The organism is Enterobacter sp. BNK-22 (assembly GCF_048684805.1).
GTDB lineage: Bacteria > Pseudomonadota > Gammaproteobacteria > Enterobacterales > Enterobacteriaceae > Enterobacter > Enterobacter quasiroggenkampii.
Window position 1 is genome coordinate 2,662,117 of sequence record NZ_JBLQTT010000001.1, and the last position, 20,623, is coordinate 2,682,739.

The window sequence follows — 20,623 nt, forward strand, 5'->3', positions numbered from 1 at the left end:
GGGAGGGGATGTGAATAATTATTGTGAGTTAATTCGCAAACGGTATGCGGAAATCGCCAGCGGAGATCTGGGGTATGTCCCGGACGCGTTGGGCTGTGTATTGAAAGTGCTTAATGAAGTGGCCTCTGATGAGAGCCTTTCAGAGTCGGTCAGGGAAAAAGCAGCGTATGCTGCGGCGAATTTACTGGTGAGCGATTATGTCGATGAATGATACTTATCAACCCATCAATTGTGATGACTATGACAACCTCGAACTCGCCTGCCAGCATCATTTATTACTGACGCTGGAGCTAAAAGATGGCGAAGTGTTGAAGGCGAAAGCCAACGATCTGGTTTCACGTAAGAACGTGGAATACCTGATAGTGGAAGATGCCGGTGCGACGCGTGAGCTGCGTCTGGATAAAATAGCCAGCTTCAGCCACCCGCAAATCGGCACCGTCGTGGTGAGCGAATCCTGATGACACTAACGGGCAGCCAGGCTGCCCGTTACGCTTTCTGCCAATCAAACCTGACCCCGTCTTCCGCCCATCCCGCTTCCGTGATGAAAACCCCTGCCGCAGCAATCAACGTTTCACCATAGAACAGCAGCGGCGTGGTGTCGCGCAGCCACGGTGGCACATTGCACTCCTGCCAGATTTTCTTCAGCTTGCGGCCCCCGTTGCGCCCGACAATATGCAGCATGCCGCCAGCCTTAAAGCGTACCGTTACCGGTTCACCGGGCTTCGGCGGCCGCACATGACCAGACGGTATGAGGGAGATACGTCCAGCCTCAGCGGGCAATATCAGCGGAAGCTCAGGAGAAAGCCAGTCGAGCACCACATCCGTCAGGCAGGGCGTTGATTTTACCCACCAGAGTTCCCCTTTATAGCGTCTTACGTCAAAACCGTTCAGATGGACGCGCGGGGAAGCATCGTCCCGCGCCAGGGCAACCTCGTCCCAGATACGGCTCAGCATCGCCCTCGACGGCATCGCAGCGTGATGAGAGGCCAGCCAGCGTCGTAGCAGCGCGGCGCGACGTACCGGGCTCATCGCTGTCAGCGGTGCAATCGCCAGCGCACCGTCTTTAGAAATCAGTTCAGCCAGCTCGTCACTCAACAGCTCGTCCAGCAGCGTTTCCTGTTCGGCGCACAGCATAGCGCTTCTTGCCGTCGCGTCGGCAAAATGCGGCCAGCGCTCGCTCAATAGCGGGAGGACGCGCAGACGCAGAAAGTTACGATCATAGCCGTCATCCTGGTTACTCTCATCTTCGATCCAGCTCAGCTGATGTTCTCGCGCCCAGGCTTCAAGCGAGGCGCGCGTCTCGCCAAGCAGCGGACGCAGTAACGTTGTGCCGGCAAATACCGAACGCGCCGGCATGGCAGAAAGCCCCGCTGGTCCGCTTCCCCGCTTAAGCGCCAGCAGAAAGGTTTCACACTGATCGTCCAGATGCTGGGCCGTGACCAGCGCTTCTCCAGCATGTAATGCCCCGGCAAACGCGGCATAGCGGGCTTTACGCGCCTGCGCCTCGATGCCCAGCCCTTCCTCTACCAGCGTGACGCGCTCGACGAGGAGCGGGATCGCCCATGCCGCACACAAGGCTTCGCAGTGCGCCACCCACTCCTCTGCGTGAGGACTTAATCCGTGATGAACATGTATCGCCCGCAGCTGGACGTCAGGCTCCTGGTCGCGCCAACGCTTAAGACGATGGAGCAGAACGGTGGAATCCAGGCCACCGCTAAACCCCACCAGCAACTGGCGGTACGGTGAAACGGCGTGTGCGATAGCGGGTAAGGTCATAGGGAATTACACATAAAAAATGCCCGAACTGAGCGGGCATTATCACACAGGACGAAGATTACTGCTGATAAAGCTCCAGCGGCAGGCCGTCCGGGTCGTTGAAAAAGGTAAAGCGCTTGTCGGTGAACGGATCGACGCGGATTGCTTCACACGTCACGCCGTGCGCTTCCAGATGTTTTACTGCGCTATCCAGGTCATCGACGCTGAAGGCGAGATGGCGCAGGCCGCAGGCTTCCGGGCGGGACGGACGCGCAGGCGGAAAAGGAAAAGAGAACAGTTCAATCACATACTGCCCGTTTAACGCCAGATCGCCCTTCCAGGAGTCGCGCTCCTCGCGGTACGCCTCGCTCAACAGCGTAAAGCCGAGAATGTCGCAGTAGAAGGCCTTACTCTTCGCGTAATCGGTCGCAATGATCGCAATATGATGAACCTGTTTTAAACCCAGCATAGCTTCTCCTTTTTATGATGCCTGAACGTTACAACCGAAAACCCGCACCATGCAAGCGGTCACCCTTATTTTAGGACTCGCACCCAGTAAACGCCGTTTTCGTCGCGCTTCGCACCGTGGATATCCGTCTCAAAACCGGGGTAGTGACGCCCTACCGAACAGAGCATCAGCAGGAAATCGAGCACCGCCCGACTCTCCTCGGTAATCATCTCTCCTGGCATCAGGAGCGGTACGCCCGGCGGGTAAGGCAAGATCATGTTGGCCGATACGCGTCCAACCAGATTTTCCAGCTCGACGGTTTCGACCTCCCCTCTCACCTGGCGCTGCCACGCCTTGTGCGGGGTAAACTTCATCTCCGGCAACACATCAAACGCCTGAAGCATCAGACGCGGCAGATCGTGCTGACGGATCAGCCTGTGGATCCCCTGGGCCAGATCCTGAATGCGCATATTACGGTAGAAGTCGGGATCCTCCGCATAGAGATCCGGCAGCATGTTCTTTACCCGCAGGTTGAGATCGTAGGCGCGCTTGAACTCCATCAGACCGCGCAACAGCCCCATCGCCCGGGTTTTATCGATCCCGATACTGAACAGGAACAGCAGGTTATAGGGCCCGGTCTTCTCCACCACCACGCCACGTTCATCAAGGAATTTCGCGACCAGCGCGGCCGGAATACCTTCCTCGCTCATCTTTCCCTGCTCATCCATGCCTGGCGTCAGGATCGTCACTTTTACCGGGTCGAGGAACATATGGTCGCAATCGGCATCCCGGAAACCATGCCAGTCTTCGCCGGGCGAGACGGGCCAGCACTCCGCCTCATCAATCTCTTCCGGCTGCCAGATATCAAAGAACCAGCCGTCGGCTTCCTCTTTCAGCCGCTGAACCTCTTTGCGGAAATGCAGCGCGCGCTCCACCGAACGGTTGATGAGACGTTTGCCCGGATTGCCACGCAGCATCGCCGCGGCCGTTTCGATAGACGCCACCAGCGGATAGCTCGGTGAGGTGGTGGTATGCATCATAAAGGCTTCGTTAAAGGTCTCTTCGTCATACTCGCCTTTGATGTGAATCAGTGAAGCCTGGGAAAACGCCGCCAGCATTTTGTGCGTCGACTGCGTTTCGAAGAACACTTTACCCGGCACGCGCTCACCGCTCATGCCGCTCTTACCCGCGTAAATCGGGTGAAAATTGGTGTACGGTACCCACGCGGAATCGAAGTGGATCGACGGCACATCCAGCGTCTTTTTGATCCAGTTCGTGTTGTACAGCAGACCGTCATAGGTCGAGTTGGTGATCACCGCATGGACAGGCCAGCCTGCGCCGGCCACTGCCGCGACCTTGCTTTCAATGGCTTCATGCATGAACTCCCGGCGCGGAATGCCGCCAAGAATACCGAGCGCGTTACGCGTGGGTGACAGCCAGAGCGGTACGACGTCACTCATCATCAGCAGGTGCGCCAGCGATTTATGGCAGTTACGGTCAATCAGCAAGGTGCTGCCCGCAGGCGCGGCGTACATCCCGACGATTTTGTTCGAGGTCGAAGTGCCGTTGGTCACCATATAGCTCTGCTCGGCCCCAAAGGTGCGGGCGATATACTCTTCAGCTTCCAGATGCGGGCCGGTATGATCCAGCAGCGAGCCTAGTTCGGTGACTGAAATGGACACGTCCGCTTTCAGCGTGTTGCCACCAAAGAAATCATAGAACAGGCAGCCGACCGGGCTTTTTTGGTAGGCCGTTCCCGCCATATGGCCCGGCGTACAGAAGGTATATTTTCCCTCTTTCACGTAGGTGAAGAGCGCCCGGGTAAACGGTGGCGTAATGTTATCGAGATATTCATTCGTGTACTGCTGAATGCGGGTCGCAATGTCTTCCGCCACGCCGAGTGAATATTCAAAGAACCACAGCGCCATACGCATATCATTGGCGCTGACGTCCATGGTTGAGTGGGTATTAATAAAGGCGTACAGCGGGAGATATTCGTTCAACTTGTTGATATCGCTGCACAGTTCGAGGTCATATTCATCCCAGTCGAAGATCACGCCGCAGATACGCGGGTTATGCTCGATGAACTTCAGCAGATCGGCGCTGTTGTGCGGCCAGATTAGCTGATACCCGCGCGACTGCAGGGCTTGCTCCAGCTCCTTAATCGGCTCATCTTTATAAAAGACGCCGTGTGGCCCCATAACGGCAATGATATTCATGGGCTTCCTCCTTAAAAAACATTAGCTAAGCATAGTCCGGCTAAACCGCAGGTATAAAAAAAGCCGCAACATTGTGCGGCTTTTCAGATAATTGTGAAGCTTACGCGTAGCCGTAAGTCATCAGACGCTGGTAACGGCGGTTGAGCAGATCTTCTTTGCTCAGCATGTCTAGGTCGGCCAGATCGGCCAGCAGCTGCGCTTTCAGGGACGCGGCCATCACTTCTGGCTTACGATGTGCACCACCCAGCGGTTCAGGGATGATGGAATCGATCAGCTTAAGCTCTTTCAGACGTGGCGCAATGATGCCCATCGCTTCGGCAGCCAGAGGTGCTTTGTCGGCACTTTTCCACAGAATGGACGCACAGCCTTCCGGGGAGATAACGGAATAGGTGCTGTACTGCAGCATATTCACTTTATCGCCCACGCCAATCGCCAGCGCGCCACCGGAACCCCCTTCACCGATAACGGTACAGATGACCGGCACCTTCAGACGAGACATCTCGCGCAGGTTGCGTGCGATGGCTTCAGACTGACCGCGCTCTTCCGCGCCCACGCCAGGGTAGGCACCCGGGGTGTCGATGAAGGTGATGATTGGCATGTTGAAACGCTCAGCCATCTCCATCAGACGCAGGGCTTTACGGTAGCCTTCTGGGGCTGGCATACCGAAGTTACGACGGATTTTCTCTTTGGTTTCACGACCTTTCTGATGACCAATGATCATCACCGGGCGTCCGTCCAGACGCGCGATACCGCCAACGATAGCTTTGTCGTCAGCGTATGCGCGATCGCCTGCCAGTTCGTCAAATTCGTCAAACGCCAGGCGGACATAATCCAGGGTGTACGGACGCTGTGGATGGCGAGCCAGCTGGGCCACCTGCCATGCGCCGAGATCGGCAAAGATTTTGCGCGTCAGCTCTACGCTTTTCTCGCGCAGACGATGCACTTCTTCGTCGATGTTAATATCCAGTTTTTCATCCTGACGGCTTACCGCTGTCAGAGAATCGATTTTCGCTTCCAGCTCAGCAATCGGCTGTTCGAAATCAAGGAAATTCAGACTCATAGTATTCCTGTATTAGTCAAACTCCAGTTCCACCTGCTCCGAACCAATGAGGCCACGGAGATCGTTCAGTAAACGATCGCTCGGAGAGACACGCCACGTTGCACCAAAGCGCAACCGCGCACGTGCATCCGCCCTCTGATAGTAGAGATGTACTGGAATTGTCCCCGAGCGGTGGGGTTCCAGAGACTGACGGAGTCGGTTTAAAAGCTGGTCATCAATTTGCCTGTCCGTCAGCGAGATAGCAAGCCCGCGAGCATATTTTTCCCGGGCTTCGTCAATGTCCATCACTTCGCGGGCGGTCATTTTAAGCCCCCCACTGAAGTCATCAAAGCTGACCTGTCCGCTGACGATAAGTATGCGGTCTTTTTCCAGCAATTGCTGGTATTTATCCAGCGCGTCGGTGAACAGCATCACCTCCAGACGCCCGGAACGGTCATCCAACGTACAGATGCCGATACGATTGCCGCGCTTGGTGACCATAACCCTTGCAGCAATCACGAGCCCCGCAGCCGTGGTGATTTTACCACGTTCTGTCGGATGCATGTCTTTTAGCCTGTGGCCGCCGACATAGCGCTCAATTTCTTTAATGTACTGGTTGATCGGGTGACCCGTCAGGTACAAGCCTAACGTTTCACGCTCGCCGTCCAGCACCACCTGTTCTGGCCACGGCTGGCAGTTGGAATACGACTGTTCAATCTGCTCCGGCTCTTCCGCCAGCACCCCGAACATATCCGCCTGGCCAATGGCTTCCGCTTTCGCGTGCTGATCCGCCGCTTTCAGGGCGTCGCCCAGCGAGTTCATTAGCGCGGCGCGGTGCGGCCCCAGCCTGTCGAACGCGCCGGACATGATCAGTTTTTCCAGCACGCGGCGGTTCAGTTTTTTGGTATCGGTACGGGCGCAAAGATCGAACAGTTCGCGGAAATAGCCGCCGTTGTTGCGCGCTTCGATGATCGCCTCGATCGGCCCCTCACCTACGCCCTTGATCGCGCCAATCCCGTAAACGATCTCCCCGTCGTCATTAACGTGGAAATGGTAAAGACCCGAGTTGATATCCGGCGGCAGGATCTTCAGCCCCATGCGCCAGCACTCATCCACCAGCCCCACCACCTTCTCGGTGTTGTCCATATCCGCGGTCATTACCGCAGCCATAAACTCAGCAGGATAGTGCGCCTTCAGCCACAGCGTTTGATACGACACCAAAGCATAGGCGGCGGAGTGGGATTTGTTAAATCCGTACCCGGCGAATTTCTCCACCAGGTCGAAAATTTTCATCGCCAGTTCGCCGTCAACGCCGTTTTTCTTCGCACCGTCTTCAAAGATGGAGCGCTGCTTGGCCATCTCTTCCGGCTTTTTCTTACCCATCGCACGACGCAGCATGTCCGCGCCGCCGAGGGTATAGCCGGAAAGCACCTGGGCGATCTGCATCACCTGTTCCTGGTACAGGATGATGCCGTAGGTGGGCTCCAGCACCGGCTTCAGGCTTTCGTGCTGCCACTGAACGTCCGGGTAGGAAATCTCTTCGCGCCCGTGCTTACGGTCGATAAAGTTATCTACCATCCCTGACTGCAGCGGGCCCGGACGGAACAGGGCCACCAGCGCGATCATATCTTCGAAGCAGTCGGGCTGCAGACGCTTAATCAGATCTTTCATGCCGCGGGATTCAAGCTGGAAGACGGCGGTGGTCTCCGAGCGCTGCAGCATGTCGAAACTTTTCTTGTCATCCAGCGGGATGGCCGCGATATCCAACGGCGGCTCGCCGTTCTTCTCGCGGCGGGCGTTGATCATCTCCAGCGCCCAGTTGATGATGGTCAACGTACGCAGGCCAAGGAAGTCGAACTTCACCAGCCCGGCGTATTCTACGTCGTTCTTGTCAAACTGGGTAACCGGGTGTTGGCCCGCTTCATCGCAGTAAAGCGGTGCAAAATCCGTAATTTTAGTCGGGGCGATAACCACGCCCCCTGCATGCTTACCGGCGTTTCGCGTGACGCCTTCCAGCTTGCGCGCCATGTCGATCAGCGCTTTGACTTCTTCGTCCGCTTCGTAGATTTCCGGCAGCTGCGGTTCAGCCTCAAAGGCTTTTGCCAGCGTCATGCCCGGATCGGGCGGCACCAGTTTAGAGATGCGATCAACAAACCCGTACGGGTGGCCCAGCACGCGGCCCACGTCACGGATAACCGCTTTCGCCGCCATCGTACCGAAGGTAATGATCTGCGATACCGCGTCACGGCCGTACATATCGGCCACGTGCTCGATCACCTGATCGCGTTTCTCCATGCAGAAGTCGACGTCGAAGTCGGGCATCGAGACACGTTCCGGGTTGAGGAAACGTTCGAACAGCAGGTCGAATTCCAGCGGATCGAGGTCGGTAATTTTCAGTGCATACGCCACCAGCGAACCTGCACCGGAGCCACGCCCCGGTCCGACCGGCACGCCGTTATCCTTCGACCACTGGATAAACTCCATAACGATCAGGAAGTAGCCCGGGAAGCCCATCTGGTTGATCACCTGGAGTTCAATGTCCAGCCGTTCGTCATATTCAGGGCGACGCTTTTTACGCTCTTCTTCATCCGGGAACAGGAATTCCAGACGCTCTTCCAGACCTTCTTTTGATTTCGCGACCAGGAAATCTTCCGTGGTCATATCTCCCGTCGGGAACTGCGGCAGAAAGTATTCGCCGAGGCGGACGGTGACGTTGCAGCGCTTGGCAATCTCTACGCTGTTTTCCAGCGCTTCGGGGATATCGGAGAAGAGCTCACACATCTCCTCTTCGCTGCGCATGTACTGTTGTGCAGAGTAATTACGCGGTCGCTTCGGATCGTCGAGGGTGAAACCATCGTGGATCGCCACGCGAATCTCATGCGCGTCGAAATCACCCGCCTCAAGGAACCGCACGTCGTTGGTGGCCACCACGGGCAACCCGCGCTCTTCTGCGAGCGCCACCGCGGCATGAAGATAGCTCTCTTCATCCTGACGGCCGGTACGGATCAACTCCAGGTAATAGCGATTCGGGAAATATTCTTCATAGAACGAGACGCATTGATCCACCAGCGCACTATTGCCGCGCAGCAGACATTTGCCGACGTCACCCATACGGCCACCCGATATCAGCAGCAGCCCTTCGTTCAGCTCGGCCAGCCAGTCACGGTCGATCCACGGCCCCAGCGCGCCATAGCCGCGCTGATAGGCTTTTGAGATAAGCAGGGTGAGGTTTTGATAACCCGTGTTGTTCATCGCCAGCACGGAGATTTGCGTCATTTCATCGCCGATGAGATCGCTCTGCACATGAAAATCTGCACCGACGATGGGCTTCATCCCCGCGCCGTGCGCCGTTCCGTAGAACTTCACCAGGCCACACAGGTTGGTAAAATCGGTGATCGCCAGCGCGGGCATGCCAAGAGAGGCCGCCTTTTTTACCAGCGGCCCGGTCTTCGCCAGCCCATCGATCATGGAGTAGTCGCTATGCACCCGCAGGTGTACGAAACGTGGTTCAGCCATCTTCAGATTCCGCGTTACTTAATTGCTTGCGTAATGATTCAGGACACCCGTCCCAGGGCGCGTTTTACCGGGCCAAAACTGCGCCGATGGTGTTCGGTTGCGCCATGTTCAGCCAGCCTCTCCAGGTGGAAAGGTGTGGGATATCCCTTATGCTGGGCGAAACCATACTGAGGGTAAGTGAGGTCCAGCGCAGCCATTTCGGCGTCGCGTGTCACTTTGGCAATAATAGAAGCTGCGCTAATTTCTGCGACCCGGCTATCGCCTTTGACCACTGCCATTGAAGGCATGGGCAGTGCCGGACAGCGGTTGCCGTCAATCAGGACATATTCAGGGGCGATTTTCAGCCCCGCTACCGCACGCTGCATCGCCAGCATCGTGGCGTGCAAAATATTCAGCTCGTCTATCTCATGCGGTTCAGCGCGCCCGAGGCTCCAGGCCAGCGCTTTCTCCTGAATCTCACTAAACAGCGCTAGCCGGCGCTTTTCAGACAATTTTTTAGAGTCGTTCAGCCCGACGATCGGCCGAGCCGGGTCGAGGATCACCGCAGCGGTCACCACGGCTCCCACTAACGGACCACGACCCACTTCATCCACGCCCGCCACAAGGTGGGTGTGAGGATAAACAAATTCCATCATTTTGCTAACTCCAGCACCGCATCGGCCGCTTGCTCATCAGCATGACAGCGGATCAGTTGATGCAGTTCGCGGAAGGTATCGTGCATCTGGTGGCTGGTTTTACCGTTGGCCAGCAGCGGCAGCAGCGCCTCCGCAAGCGCCTGCGGCTGGCACTCATCCTGCAGCAGCTCTTTCACCAACTCGCGCCCGGCAAGCAGGTTTGGCAGGGAGACATAATCCGTTTTCACCAGACGTTTTGCCAGCCAGAAGGTAAACGGCTTCATGCGATAACCGACCACCATCGGGCATTTCGCCAGCATACATTCCAGCGCCGCCGTGCCGGAGGCCAGCAGTGCGGCATCGCTCGCATACATTGCTTCCCGCCCTTGCCCGTCCAGAAGACGGACGTGAAGATCCGGGGCGACGTCTGCTTTGATGCGCTCAAACTGCTCGCGGCGTTTGGCATTCACCAGCGGCACGACCACTTCGAGATCGGGGTACGTCTGGCGAAGAATTTGCGCTGTCTTGAGGAAATCAGCGCTCAGCATCTCCACTTCTGCGCCACGGCTGCCCGGCAGCAAGGCCAGACAGTGCACATCATGGGGAATGCCCAGCATGTCGCGCGCCGCGTTTTTATCCGGATCCAGTGGCATTGCATCCGCCATGGTATGACCGATAAAACGGCACGGAACATTAAATCTGTCGTAAAACGCTTTTTCGAAAGGCAGGAAAGCCAGCACCAGGTGGGTGGACCGTCCGATTTTGAAAACGCGTTTCTGTCGCCACGCCCAGACGGACGGACTGACGTAGTGAATGGTTTTAATGCCCTGCTTTTTCAGGTTCCCTTCGAGGGTAATATTGAAATCAGGTGCATCGATACCGACAAACACATCGGGTTTGAGTTCGGTAAAGCGGCGGGTGAGATCGGCACGAATGTGCAGCAAACGGCGCAGCCGTCCCAGCACCTCAACGATACCCATCACGGCCAGCTCTTCCATTTCGTACCAGGCTTCACAGCCTTCAGCCTGCATCAGCGGGCCAGCAACGCCGACAAAGCGAGCATTGGGTACACGCGCCTTAAGCGCACGGATGAGACCTGCACCAAGAATATCGCCGGAGGTTTCTCCGGCGACCAGGGCTATCGTAAGCGGACGACTGTCGACCATTAACGAATCAGACCCCTTGTTGAACGGTCAAAGAACTCCATGAACGCGTCCACTTCCGGGTGCTTTTTCGCCAGTTCGGCAATTTCCGGCTTCGCCTCTTCCAGCGTTTTACCGCTGCGATACAGCAGTTTGTACGCGTTGCGGATGGCAGTAATCGCTTCGCGACTAAAGCCACGACGCTTGAGGCCTTCGATGTTCACACCAAACGGCGTGGCATGGTTGCCCTGCGCAATCACATACGGTGGGACGTCCTGCGCCACACCGGAGCATCCACCGACCATCACGTGCGCACCAATGATGCAGAACTGATGGACTGCGGTCATGCCACCAATGATGGCGAAGTCATCAACCGATACGTGTCCTGCCAGCGTGGCGTTGTTGGCAAGAATACAGCGGTCACCCACGGTACAGTCGTGCGCGATATGCGCATTCACCATAAACAGGTTATCGCTGCCCACCTTCGTCAACCCACCACCCTGTACTGTTCCACGATGAATGGTGACGCTTTCGCGAATACGGTTACGATCGCCAATTTCCAGACGGGTCGACTCACCAGCATATTTCAGATCCTGGTTAACTTCGCCGATGGAGGCGAACTGATAGATCTCGTTATTGCAGCCAATGGTCGTGTGACCATTCACGACAACGTGAGATTTCAGTACTGTACCCTCACCAATTTCGACATGGGGTCCAACAATACAAAACGGGCCAATGTGGACGTTAGCACCAATGATGGCACCGGTTTCCACAATCGCGGTAGGATGAATAAAGGCGGATTTATCAATCACGTATCAGGACTCCCGGCTACGAGCACACATCATCGTCGCTTCGCAAACAACTTTGCCGTCAACCAGCGCTACGCCTTTGAAGCGAGTCAGGCCACGACGCGTTTTTTCAAAAGTGACTTCCATGATCATCTGATCACCAGGCACGACAGGGCGCTTAAAGCGCGCTTCATCAATACCCGCGAAGTAATACAGCTCACCTGGCTCCAGTTTACCGACGCTTTTGAACGCCAGAATACCGGTAGCCTGAGCCATCGCTTCCAGAATCAACACACCCGGGAAGATAGGCTTACCAGGGAAGTGCCCCTGGAAGAACGGCTCGTTCACGGAAACATTTTTCACTGCGCGCAGAAAACGACCTTCTTCAAAATCCAGCACACGGTCTACCAGCAGAAACGGGTAGCGGTGCGGCAGAAGTTCTAAAATCTCTTCAATATGCAGAGTATGAGTGTCAGTAGTCAAAATACTCTTCCTGTCAAAATGTACTGATAACAATAATAACACGGCCTGCCGGTTTATTAGAAAGCCGACAGGCCGGGAAAAATAGCGTTCAACGGATGACGCTTAGTCTTGTTGATCGATCTTACGCTCAAGAGACTTGAGGCGCTTGCTCATATCATCAATGTTCATCACCAGAGCTGCTGTTTTACGCCATACCTTGTTGGGCTGAAGCGGAATGCCGGACGAATAGACGCCAGGTTCAGTGATAGGACGCATTACCATGCCCATTCCCGTCACGGTCACCTTGTCGCAAATTTCCATATGGCCATTAATCACGCTCGCACCGCCAATCATGCAATAACGGCCAATTTTCAGGCTGCCCGCCATGATGACGCCACCTGCAACCGCGGTATTGTCGCCAATCACAACGTTATGCGCAATCTGGCACTGGTTATCGATGATAACACCATTGCCAATGATCGTGTCGTCAAGCGCGCCACGGTCAATGGTGGTACAGGCGCCGATCTCCACGCGATCGCCAATAATGACGCGACCAAGCTGCGGGATCTTCACCCAGTTACCGCGATCGTTGGCGTAACCAAAGCCATCAGAACCAATCACGGTGCTGGACTGAACGAGGCAGTTTTCGCCAATTTCCACGTCATGATAAACGGACACATTGGCCCACAAACGGGTCCCCGCGCCGATTTTCGTATTTTTCCCAACGAAGCAGCCTGGGCCAATGACGACGTTATCGCCCAGCACAACGCCGGATTCGATAACCGCATTCGCCCCAACGGCGACGTTGTTACCCAGCCTGGCCGTCTCATCAATCGCTGCGCTGGCAGCAATGTTCTGGGCCGGTTGCGGCGTGGTATCAAGAATTTGAGCCATGCGTGCATACGTCAGGTAGGGGTTTTTCACTACCAGCGCGCTTACAGTGGCAAATGGAAGATCGTCCTGCGTCAGAACAACAGCTGACGCCTGGCATTGAGCCAGTTGCTCACGGTACTTAGGGCTTACCATGAAGGTAATCGTGCCAGCTTTAGCAGATTGCATGGACGCAACAGCGGTGATGACGATATCGCCATCACCGTGTAATTCTGCATCCAACTGCTGAGCTAAATCAGCCAGTCGAATTGAAGGCATTACTTATTTAACCTGTTTCAGAACATCAGCAGTGATGTCTTTAACATCTTTGCTGTTGAAAGCAACGGCGTTCGCATCAACAACCAGATCGATGCTCTGATCGGCAGCCACTGCTTTAACAGCGGTCTGAATGCGAGTCACCAGCTTGCCGCGTTCTTCGTTAGAACGACGCTGACGATCCTGCTCGAAAGCCTGCGCTTTCTGGGAGAACGTCTGGCGCTGAGCCATTACGTCTTTTTCCAGCTTGCTGCGGTCGCTTGCTTTCATGGTAGAACCATCACGCTGCAGACGCTGCATTTTGGACTGAAGATCATTTTCCATACCCTGCAGTTCGCTTGCACGGCCTTTGAATTCGTTTTCCAGAGTCGCAGAAACACCTGTTTTCTGTGCAACCTGCTGGAACAAATTACCCATGTTGACGATTGCAATTTTGTCTGCTGCCTGAGCAGAAGTTGCCATCGCTAAACCGAGACCTGCAGCTAATAACCACTTTTTCACAATTAACTCCTTACCATCCCATTGGCACCAGAAGGTACCGTTCTTTGCGTGGCAAGGCGATCGTTTTACCGATCGCCAGTTGTCAGCGCTACACTGCCAACGCATTCCTTTGCTGCGGATTATTACCAGGTTTTACCAATGTTAAACTGGAATTGCTCCGACTTATCTCCATCATATTTCTTAAACGGCTGGGCGTAAGAGAAGACCAACGGCCCCAGCGGTGACATCCATTGTAATGCGATACCGGCAGACATGCGAATATTGCTCGGATCGCTGTAGTCAGGAACACCTGCCGCACGCATCTGGGCCGTATTCTGCCAGTTGGTATCCCACACCGTGCCCGCATCCCAGAAGAAGGACGTACGGACGGAGTTCGCGTATTTATCGCTGATAAACGGCGTTGGAGTGATGAACTCCAGGCTGGCAACGGCCATAGCATTACCGCCGACTGCGTCATCGGAGCTACAGACATTTTTATTACCGTTTGCATCTGTAGCGGATTTATCGCAGTTATCCTTGTCGTTCCCGCCGTAGTAAACCGCTTTCGGACCAATGTTGTTGGACTGGAAGCCACGTACGGTGCTGGAACCACCGGCATAGAAGTTTTCATAGAACGGCAGTTCTTTGCCGCCTAAACCATCACCATAGCCCCAGCGGGTACGTCCCAGAACCACCCACTTATGATCGTCATCGATCGGGAAGTAGGACGCGGTATCCAGCGTCACCTTATAGAACTCGTTATCGGAGCCCGGCACGGTGACTTTACCGTTCAGGTTGACGCGAGAACCTTCCGTTGGGAAGTAGCCACGGTCGAGACGGTTATAGGTCCAGCCGTAGTTGAAGGTGAAGTCATCCGCCGCAAAACCGTTATTATCGCTGGTGGTGCTCGCTGACTGGCCAATAGAATCCAGATAACGCCACATCGCCACCTGCGGTTGCATATTGGACAGGTCGTTATGCACGTAACCTAAGCCCGCACGCAGGGTGTTGTATTCGTTGATCGGGAAGCCAAGCGTACCGTCCACACCGTAACTCTTGTTGGTGTACGAGGACAGATCCGCATCGTCTGCTTTAAAGTCGTTATAGAAGATACGACCGCCCAGGCTCACACCGTCAACGGTGAAGTATGGGTTCGTTACAGAGAACTCAGAGTAAGTCTGGTAGTCGTTTTTGGTACCGTTAATTCCGACAGAGTAACCCGTACCCAGCCAGTTATCCTGCTGCACGCCGACCTGGAAGCTGACGCCGCTTTCGGTACCGTAGCCCACACCGAAGTTGAAGCTACCGGTGTTACGCTCTTTCACTTTATAAACGACATCAACCTGATCCGGGCTGCCCGGTACGCGCTGGGTGTCGGTGTCCACCGTTTCAAAATAGCCCAGACGGTTCAGACGCTCTTTACCCTGATCAACGAGATCGCTACCTAACCATGCGCCTTCCATCTGACGCATTTCGCGACGCAGAACGGAGTCTTTGGAGGTGTCGTTACCGACGAAGCGGATCTTACGCACGTAGAAACGGTTACCCGCGTCAACATTCACGTGCAGCTTAACGGTTTTATCCGCGTCATTGATTTCCGGCTGAGTCTGTACGCGCGGATAGGCATAACCATAACGGCCGAGCAGCTTCTTAATGCTGTCTTCCATTTTGGTGACCTTGGAACCGCTATAGAGATCGCCTGGCTGAATTTTGGTCAGCGATTCGATTTCAGCAGAATGCCCCGCCAGGTTACCACTTACCTCAACACCCGAAAGCTTGTACTGATCGCCTTCAGTGATGTTGATCGTAATGTAGATGCCTTTCTTGTCCGGCGTCAGACTCACCTGAGTCGAGTCGATATTGAAACGCGCGTAACCACGATCCAGATAGTAGCTGCGCAGGGTTTCAAGGTCGCCCGCCAGTTTCTGTTTCTGGTATTTGCGATCGCCTACCACGTTCCACCATGGCACTTCATCGCGCAGCTGGAAGGTGGAGATCAGTTCGTCGGTGCTGAACGCGTGGTTGCCGACAATGTTGATCTGCTGGATCTTCGCAGAAACACCTTCCTGGAAGACCAGCTTCAGGTCAACACGGTTACGTGGCAGCGGAGTAACAACCGCTTTCACGCTGGCGCTGTATTTACCGACGCTGTAGTAGAAGTCTTCCAGACCTTTTTCAATGTCTGAAAGGGTTGTGCGGTCCAGAGACTCCCCCACACGAACACCGGATGCTTCAAGGTTTTGCTTGAGCATGTCATCTTTCACCGACTTGTTGCCGGAGAAAGTGATACTGGCGATCGTTGGACGTTCTTTTACCTGTACCAGCAGCGTATCACCATCGCGCAGGACGCGGACATCCTCGAAGTTGCCGGTGGCAAACAGAGCACGGATGGTGTTACTGATATCATCATCATTAACCGTATCGCCGGGGCGCACAGGCATACTGAGGAGGGCCGCACCAACGGCGACACGCTGAAGGCCTTCGAAATGAATGTCTTTCACTACGAACCCGTCAGCACCGTATACGGTGGCGCTGCTAAACAGCAGCGACGCTATGAGCAACTTTTTCATCGCCATCGTTATTATGCGTTCTTCCTAACTAACTCTCTTACAACCGAGAGAAATCATTGAAAAGTGCAAGCCCCATTAACAGCACCAGCAAAATCGAGCCAATGCGATAACTAAAGTCTTGAACTCGCTCGGATACCGGTCCGCCTTTTAGCTTTTCAATCGCTAAAAACAGCAGATGACCCCCGTCTAAAACGGGAAGCGGGAACAGGTTGATTATCCCAAGGTTCACGCTAATGAGCGCGAGGAACATGAGATAGTAAATCACCCCGAATTCCGCTGACATCCCAGCCCCCTGAGCAATCGAAATTGGCCCACTGAGGTTGTTCAGTTTCACATCACCGGTTATCAATTTCCCCAACATGTTGACCGTCAGCTTCATCAGTTGCCATGTTTTATCCGTGGCTTCAAGGATGGCGCTGAACGGCCCATACTGGCGTATTGTCTTGTACTCATCTGGCAGCGGGATCACTTTTGGCACAACGCCTGCAAACCCTTCTGCCTTCTTGCCGACCGACTTCGTATCCGGGATCAGCGTCAGCGAAAGCGGACTGCCCTGCCTTTCAACTTCCAGCGCGAGAGACGTACCCGGATTATCGCGCACCAGAGTAACAAAGGTCATCCACTCTGTTAATGGTTGACCATCGACTTTAACGATCCTGTCGCCTGCTTGCAAACCCGCTTTGCTCGCCGCCGAGTTGGCCTGGACTTCGGCTAATACCGGCTCGATCTGTGCGCCGCGTGGACGAATGCCCAGCGCAGCGACGGGATCCTCTTTGTCCGGCTCGAAACGCCAGTGACGTAAATCGAGCACTTTGTCCTGACGGGCGTCTGACCCAAACGGCGATACGCTGATGGTGGTCTGCGGATCGCCAATTTTAGCAACCAGCTGCAGTCGCACGGCATCCCAATCAGGGGTTTCGATACCATCAATCGCTTTAAGTTCCATCCCGGATGTAATTTGCGCACTCGCCGCGATGGAGTTGGGGGCAATTTCACCGACAACCGGACGTACGCCAGGGACGCCGATGATAAACACCAGCCAGTAAGCGAAAATCGCAAAGATGAAGTTGGCTACCGGTCCGGCAGCGATGATGGCGGCGCGTTGTCCAACGGTTTTATTGTTGAATGCGCTGTGTCGCAGCTCAGGCGCGACAGGCTCGACGCGTTCGTCGAGCATTTTGACGTAGCCGCCCAGCGGGATAAGGGCGATGACAAATTCCGTGCCGTGGCGATCGGTGCGCGTCCAGAGTGATTTACCAAAACCGATGGAAAACCGCTCTACGCGCACACCACAGCGGCGAGCAACCCAGAAATGGCCAAATTCATGCACGGTAATCAGTACACCCAGTGCAACTATGAACGCCGCCAGATTCCAGAGAATGCTCAGCATAAAACCTTCCGTTAAATCGTCCCGAATACCAGTAAAAGCAAACACGCAAACACGGGAACAGCCGCTGTCAGGCTATCAATGCGATCCAGTATACCGCCATGCCCTGGAATCAGGTGTCCACTGTCCTTAATCCCTGCTTCACGCTTGAACATACTTTCGGTTAAATCACCGAGCACGGAGGCAAGCGCAGCAAAAATCGAGCACACCAGCAGTATTGACGGTGCCACTTCAAGATTCGCCCAGACGCCGTAGCCCCAGGAGATGATCGCGGCCGTAAACAAACCGCCGATGAATCCTTGCCAGGTTTTGCCCGGAGAAACCTTCGGCGCCAGCTTATGTTTGCCAAACAGTTTACCAAACATATAGGCCCCGGAGTCAGCCCCCCAGACGAGAATCATCACATAAAGCAGCCAGATCGCACCGCTGTAGTGGTTTTCGTCGTAGTGCCAGGCGCGCAGCGCAACCATACCCCAGAAAAAAGGAATAATGGTGAGCAAACCAAAAATCAGTCGCAGCACTTTTGAATGACGCCATAACGCCGCGGAGCCGGGATAAAACAGCACCAGCAACAGCGCGGCCACCCACCAGGCCAACGATATCCACAAGGAACCGGCCACCAGGGGCTGATGAATATCATGATGATATTCAGGCAACGTAAACAGCATTATGGCCAGAATAAAGCCACACAGTACCGCAAGCCATACTCGCTGCGTGCGCGAGGTAAAGCCGCTAAACTGTCCCCATTCCCACGCGGCGAGCATGCACACCACCAGCGTAACAATAGCGAATCCCACCGGGGGCAGTAAAAACAGCGCCGCAATGACAATGGGTATTAATACAAAAGCGGAAATCAGGCGATACTTCAGCAAAAGCTACCCCCATCAGGCGTTATCGCCACCAGGCTCGGTGCCGCCGAAACGACGCTCTCGATTGGCAAAGGCATGCAGCGCACCTTCAAAGTCTTGTTCATCAAAATCGGGCCAAAGAACATCCGTAAAGTAAAGTTCAGCATAGGCAATTTGCCATATCAAAAAGTTACTTATGCGATGTTCCCCCCTGTCCTAATTACCAAATCCACAGGTGCCTGTTCATTCATGCAGATTTGCTTGCTCAGCGCCTCTTCATCAATTTGGTCGGGTCTCAACAGCCCTTCCTGAACCTGTTCGGCCAGATGCCGAACGCCCTGGATAATATCCCAGCGTCCGCCGTAATTCGCCGCAATATTCAGCGTCAGTCCGGTATTATTTTCCGTCAGCGCTTCTGCTTTGCGAATCCGTTCCTGCAAACGTGAGTTAAAACGACTGGTATCGCCAATGATACGCAGGCGGACGTTGTGGCGGTGCAGGCTTTTTACTTCGCTGTCTAGCGCCCACACAAACAATTCCATCAACGCAGTCACTTCCTGCAGTGGTCGATTCCAGTTTTCACTGCTAAAAGCATAGAGCGTTAACGCATCAATGCCGTTATTGGCGGCAAAAGAAACGGCGCGGCGAACAGATTTCGCCCCAGCTTTATGCCCAAAGGCTCGTATTTTCCCTTGTCTTTTCGCCCAGCGGCCATTGCCATCCATAATGATTGCTACATGACGGCAGCCATGCGCTGGCAAGTTTTCGCTTATTGGTTGATTCGCAGACAACATAACGCGTTTTTTGTCCCTGAAAAGGATTTAACGGTACTCAGGAATACTGAAGCCGATACATAAAAAAGCCGTGTAAAACCACGGCTCACCTGACCACGTAAAGTCAAATACCTGCGATCAGGTGGCGCAGACTATATCACTGAAGCCCAACGCTAACAAATAGCACGACGACTAGTGGTTGCTTTATCACCAGCTTGCGAGACGTGTCACCTGTTGGCGCGCAATATTACGCGCAGCTGCATCCACCGCCAGCACCTCTTCCACGCTCTGTGGTTCGCGCAAATCCATCATCTCCAGTACCGCTAAATTCAACGCCGCGATATCGGTAAAACGAATTTGCTGATTCAGAAATGCTTCAACGGTAATTTCATTGGCTGCATTCAGTGCCGTTGTCGCCGCCTGCCCCTGGTCAAAGGCCGTCATCGCAAGCTTCAGACAAGGGTAACGGTCGTAGTCTGGCTCACTGAACGTCAGGGAACTTAGCTTGCAGAAATCAAGCGGCTTCACGCCGGACTTCACTCGATTCGGCCACGCCATGGAATGGGCAATTGGCGTACGCATATCCGGTTCGCCCAACTGCGCCAGCACGCTGCCATCCTGATAACGCACCATCGAATGAATCACCGATTGTGGGTGAATCAGTACTTCCATCTGTTTCGCTGACGCATTGAACAGCCAGCGCGCTTCAATGTATTCCAGACCTTTGTTCATCATGGTGGCAGAGTCAACGGAGATTTTACGCCCCATCGACCAGTTCGGATGACGGCACGCCTGATCCGGCGTCATGGCACGCAGTTCAGACAGTGGCGTTTCACGGAACGGGCCACCAGACCCGGTAAGCAGAATAGACACGACGCCATTCTGCTCCAGGTCAGCGTACCCCAGGTTCTGTTGAAAAGGTTGCGGTAAACTCTGAAAAATCGCGTTGTGCTCGCTGTCGACGGGCAAAAGACGCGCCCCGTGCTGCTTCACCGCCTCCATAAACAAGCGTCCGCATGTCACCAGCGACTCTTTATTGGCCAGCAGAACGTCCTTACCGGCATCAATCGCGGCAAGCGTCGGCAATAATCCTGCCGCCCCGACGATGGCCGCCATCACCTGATCCACGTCATCCAGCGCCGCCATCTCGCAGGCCGCCTGTTGACCACTCAGCACCTCGGTTACGCTGCCCTTCTCAAGCAACTGTGCTTTCAGCAGGCGCGCGCTCTCTTCGTCATCCATCACCGCATAGCGGGGCGTAAACTCCAGGCACTGCTCAACCATTCGCTGCACATTCTTACCGGCCACCAGCGCTGTCACGGTGTAAAGTTCAGGATTATGGCGAACGACGTCGAGAGTACTGCAACCGATAGAGCCGGTTGAGCCGAGGAGTGTTAAATGCTTCATGAGATGCCCGAAAAGTTAGACCAGATAAA

At 54.8% G+C, this 20,623-nt stretch carries 17 protein-coding genes and 1 pseudogene; 2 read left to right on the forward strand and 16 right to left on the reverse strand.

The window, feature by feature from the left end; genetic code table 11:
* Positions 1 to 10: 10 nt before the first annotated feature.
* Both ACMGGE_RS12640 and rof read left to right on the forward strand, forming a co-directional pair.
* Positions 11 to 211, forward strand: coding sequence for a YaeP family protein (locus ACMGGE_RS12640; RefSeq protein WP_008501889.1), 201 nt, complete (start codon positions 11 to 13; stop codon positions 209 to 211).
* Complete coding sequence (rof, locus tag ACMGGE_RS12645) at positions 198 to 458, forward strand: Rho-binding antiterminator (RefSeq protein ID WP_024907532.1); 261 nt, start codon at positions 198 to 200, stop codon at positions 456 to 458. Before ACMGGE_RS12640 ends, rof begins: the two co-directional genes overlap by 14 nt.
* 28 nt (positions 459 to 486) lie before the next feature.
* Here rof and tilS read toward each other — a convergent pair whose 3' ends face one another.
* The 16 genes and pseudogenes from tilS to ispC form a co-directional block, all read right to left on the reverse strand.
* Positions 487 to 1,776 carry a tRNA lysidine(34) synthetase TilS gene (gene tilS / locus ACMGGE_RS12650; protein WP_420293821.1) on the reverse strand — a complete coding sequence of 430 codons (1,290 nt, stop codon included), beginning with the start codon at positions 1,774 to 1,776 and terminating at the stop codon, positions 487 to 489.
* A 58-nt stretch (positions 1,777 to 1,834) separates the two neighbouring features.
* The gene (locus tag ACMGGE_RS12655) at positions 1,835 to 2,224 is read right to left on the reverse strand and encodes a VOC family protein (protein ID WP_023293230.1); all 390 of its coding nucleotides are present in this window, start codon (positions 2,222 to 2,224) and stop codon (positions 1,835 to 1,837) included.
* 65 nt (positions 2,225 to 2,289) lie between these two features.
* Positions 2,290 to 4,422 carry a lysine decarboxylase LdcC gene (locus ACMGGE_RS12660; protein WP_420293822.1) on the reverse strand — a complete coding sequence of 711 codons (2,133 nt, stop codon included), beginning with the start codon at positions 4,420 to 4,422 and terminating at the stop codon, positions 2,290 to 2,292.
* A 100-nt stretch (positions 4,423 to 4,522) separates the two neighbouring features.
* Complete coding sequence (gene accA / locus ACMGGE_RS12665; RefSeq protein ID WP_420293823.1) at positions 4,523 to 5,482, reverse strand: acetyl-CoA carboxylase carboxyl transferase subunit alpha; 960 nt, start codon at positions 5,480 to 5,482, stop codon at positions 4,523 to 4,525.
* A 12-nt stretch (positions 5,483 to 5,494) separates the two neighbouring features.
* Entirely contained in the window at positions 5,495 to 8,977 is a 3,483-nt protein-coding gene (dnaE, locus tag ACMGGE_RS12670; protein ID WP_045355195.1) for a DNA polymerase III subunit alpha, read from the reverse strand.
* 38 nt (positions 8,978 to 9,015) lie between these two features.
* Positions 9,016 to 9,612, reverse strand: a complete 597-nt coding sequence (rnhB, locus tag ACMGGE_RS12675) for a ribonuclease HII (RefSeq protein ID WP_045907841.1) — start codon at positions 9,610 to 9,612, stop codon at positions 9,016 to 9,018.
* Positions 9,609 to 10,757: a lipid-A-disaccharide synthase gene (gene lpxB, locus ACMGGE_RS12680; protein WP_069720180.1), complete on the reverse strand. Its 1,149-nt coding sequence runs from the start codon at positions 10,755 to 10,757 to the stop codon at positions 9,609 to 9,611. The genes rnhB and lpxB overlap by 4 nt, the downstream gene beginning before the upstream one ends.
* The gene (gene lpxA / locus ACMGGE_RS12685) at positions 10,757 to 11,545 is read right to left on the reverse strand and encodes an acyl-ACP--UDP-N-acetylglucosamine O-acyltransferase (protein ID WP_045907839.1); all 789 of its coding nucleotides are present in this window, start codon (positions 11,543 to 11,545) and stop codon (positions 10,757 to 10,759) included. Before lpxA ends, lpxB begins: the two co-directional genes overlap by 1 nt.
* A 3-nt stretch (positions 11,546 to 11,548) precedes the next feature.
* Positions 11,549 to 12,004, reverse strand: a complete 456-nt coding sequence (fabZ, locus tag ACMGGE_RS12690; protein WP_010426706.1) for a 3-hydroxyacyl-ACP dehydratase FabZ — start codon at positions 12,002 to 12,004, stop codon at positions 11,549 to 11,551.
* Positions 12,005 to 12,106: 102 nt separating this feature from the next.
* Positions 12,107 to 13,132 carry a UDP-3-O-(3-hydroxymyristoyl)glucosamine N-acyltransferase gene (lpxD, locus tag ACMGGE_RS12695; protein ID WP_023345460.1) on the reverse strand — a complete coding sequence of 342 codons (1,026 nt, stop codon included), beginning with the start codon at positions 13,130 to 13,132 and terminating at the stop codon, positions 12,107 to 12,109.
* A gap of 3 nt (positions 13,133 to 13,135) precedes the next feature.
* On the reverse strand, positions 13,136 to 13,630 hold the full coding sequence (gene skp / locus ACMGGE_RS12700) for a molecular chaperone Skp (protein WP_045907838.1): 495 nt from the start codon (positions 13,628 to 13,630) through the stop codon (positions 13,136 to 13,138).
* Positions 13,631 to 13,752: 122 nt separating this feature from the next.
* A complete protein-coding gene (gene bamA / locus ACMGGE_RS12705; RefSeq protein ID WP_048028440.1) occupies positions 13,753 to 16,185 on the reverse strand; it encodes an outer membrane protein assembly factor BamA in 2,433 nt (810 codons plus the stop codon).
* 31 nt (positions 16,186 to 16,216) lie between these two features.
* Positions 16,217 to 17,569 (reverse strand): sigma E protease regulator RseP, encoded by a 1,353-nt coding sequence (rseP, locus tag ACMGGE_RS12710; protein ID WP_024907524.1) that lies wholly within the window; start codon positions 17,567 to 17,569, stop codon positions 16,217 to 16,219.
* An 11-nt stretch (positions 17,570 to 17,580) separates the two neighbouring features.
* Entirely contained in the window at positions 17,581 to 18,438 is an 858-nt protein-coding gene (gene cdsA / locus ACMGGE_RS12715) for a phosphatidate cytidylyltransferase (protein ID WP_045907836.1), read from the reverse strand.
* Between the two features lie 12 nt (positions 18,439 to 18,450).
* A pseudogene (ispU, locus tag ACMGGE_RS12720) lies at positions 18,451 to 19,208 on the reverse strand ((2E,6E)-farnesyl-diphosphate-specific ditrans,polycis-undecaprenyl-diphosphate synthase).
* A 186-nt stretch (positions 19,209 to 19,394) separates the two neighbouring features.
* Positions 19,395 to 20,594, reverse strand: a complete 1,200-nt coding sequence (gene ispC, locus ACMGGE_RS12725) for a 1-deoxy-D-xylulose-5-phosphate reductoisomerase (protein ID WP_262806088.1) — start codon at positions 20,592 to 20,594, stop codon at positions 19,395 to 19,397.
* Positions 20,595 to 20,623: the final 29 nt, after the last annotated feature.

What these genes read in the sequence shown, in the direction of transcription:
- ACMGGE_RS12655 (WP_023293230.1), bottom strand. Translation starts at nt 2,224, where the DNA reads ATGCTGGGTTTAAAACAGGTTCATCATATTGCGATCATTGCGACCGAT.
- ACMGGE_RS12660 (WP_420293822.1), bottom strand. Translation starts at nt 4,422, where the DNA reads ATGAATATCATTGCCGTTATGGGGCCACACGGCGTCTTTTATAAAGAT.
- bamA (WP_048028440.1), bottom strand. Translation starts at nt 16,185, where the DNA reads ATGGCGATGAAAAAGTTGCTCATAGCGTCGCTGCTGTTTAGCAGCGCC.
- tilS (WP_420293821.1), bottom strand. Translation starts at nt 1,776, where the DNA reads ATGACCTTACCCGCTATCGCACACGCCGTTTCACCGTACCGCCAGTTG.
- rnhB (WP_045907841.1), bottom strand. Translation starts at nt 9,612, where the DNA reads ATGATGGAATTTGTTTATCCTCACACCCACCTTGTGGCGGGCGTGGAT.
- lpxB (WP_069720180.1), bottom strand. Translation starts at nt 10,757, where the DNA reads ATGGTCGACAGTCGTCCGCTTACGATAGCCCTGGTCGCCGGAGAAACC.
- ispC (WP_262806088.1), bottom strand. Translation starts at nt 20,594, where the DNA reads ATGAAGCATTTAACACTCCTCGGCTCAACCGGCTCTATCGGTTGCAGT.
- lpxD (WP_023345460.1), bottom strand. Translation starts at nt 13,132, where the DNA reads ATGCCTTCAATTCGACTGGCTGATTTAGCTCAGCAGTTGGATGCAGAA.
- dnaE (WP_045355195.1), bottom strand. Translation starts at nt 8,977, where the DNA reads ATGGCTGAACCACGTTTCGTACACCTGCGGGTGCATAGCGACTACTCC.
- rseP (WP_024907524.1), bottom strand. Translation starts at nt 17,569, where the DNA reads ATGCTGAGCATTCTCTGGAATCTGGCGGCGTTCATAGTTGCACTGGGT.
- accA (WP_420293823.1), bottom strand. Translation starts at nt 5,482, where the DNA reads ATGAGTCTGAATTTCCTTGATTTCGAACAGCCGATTGCTGAGCTGGAA.
- rof (WP_024907532.1), top strand. Translation starts at nt 198, where the DNA reads ATGTCGATGAATGATACTTATCAACCCATCAATTGTGATGACTATGAC.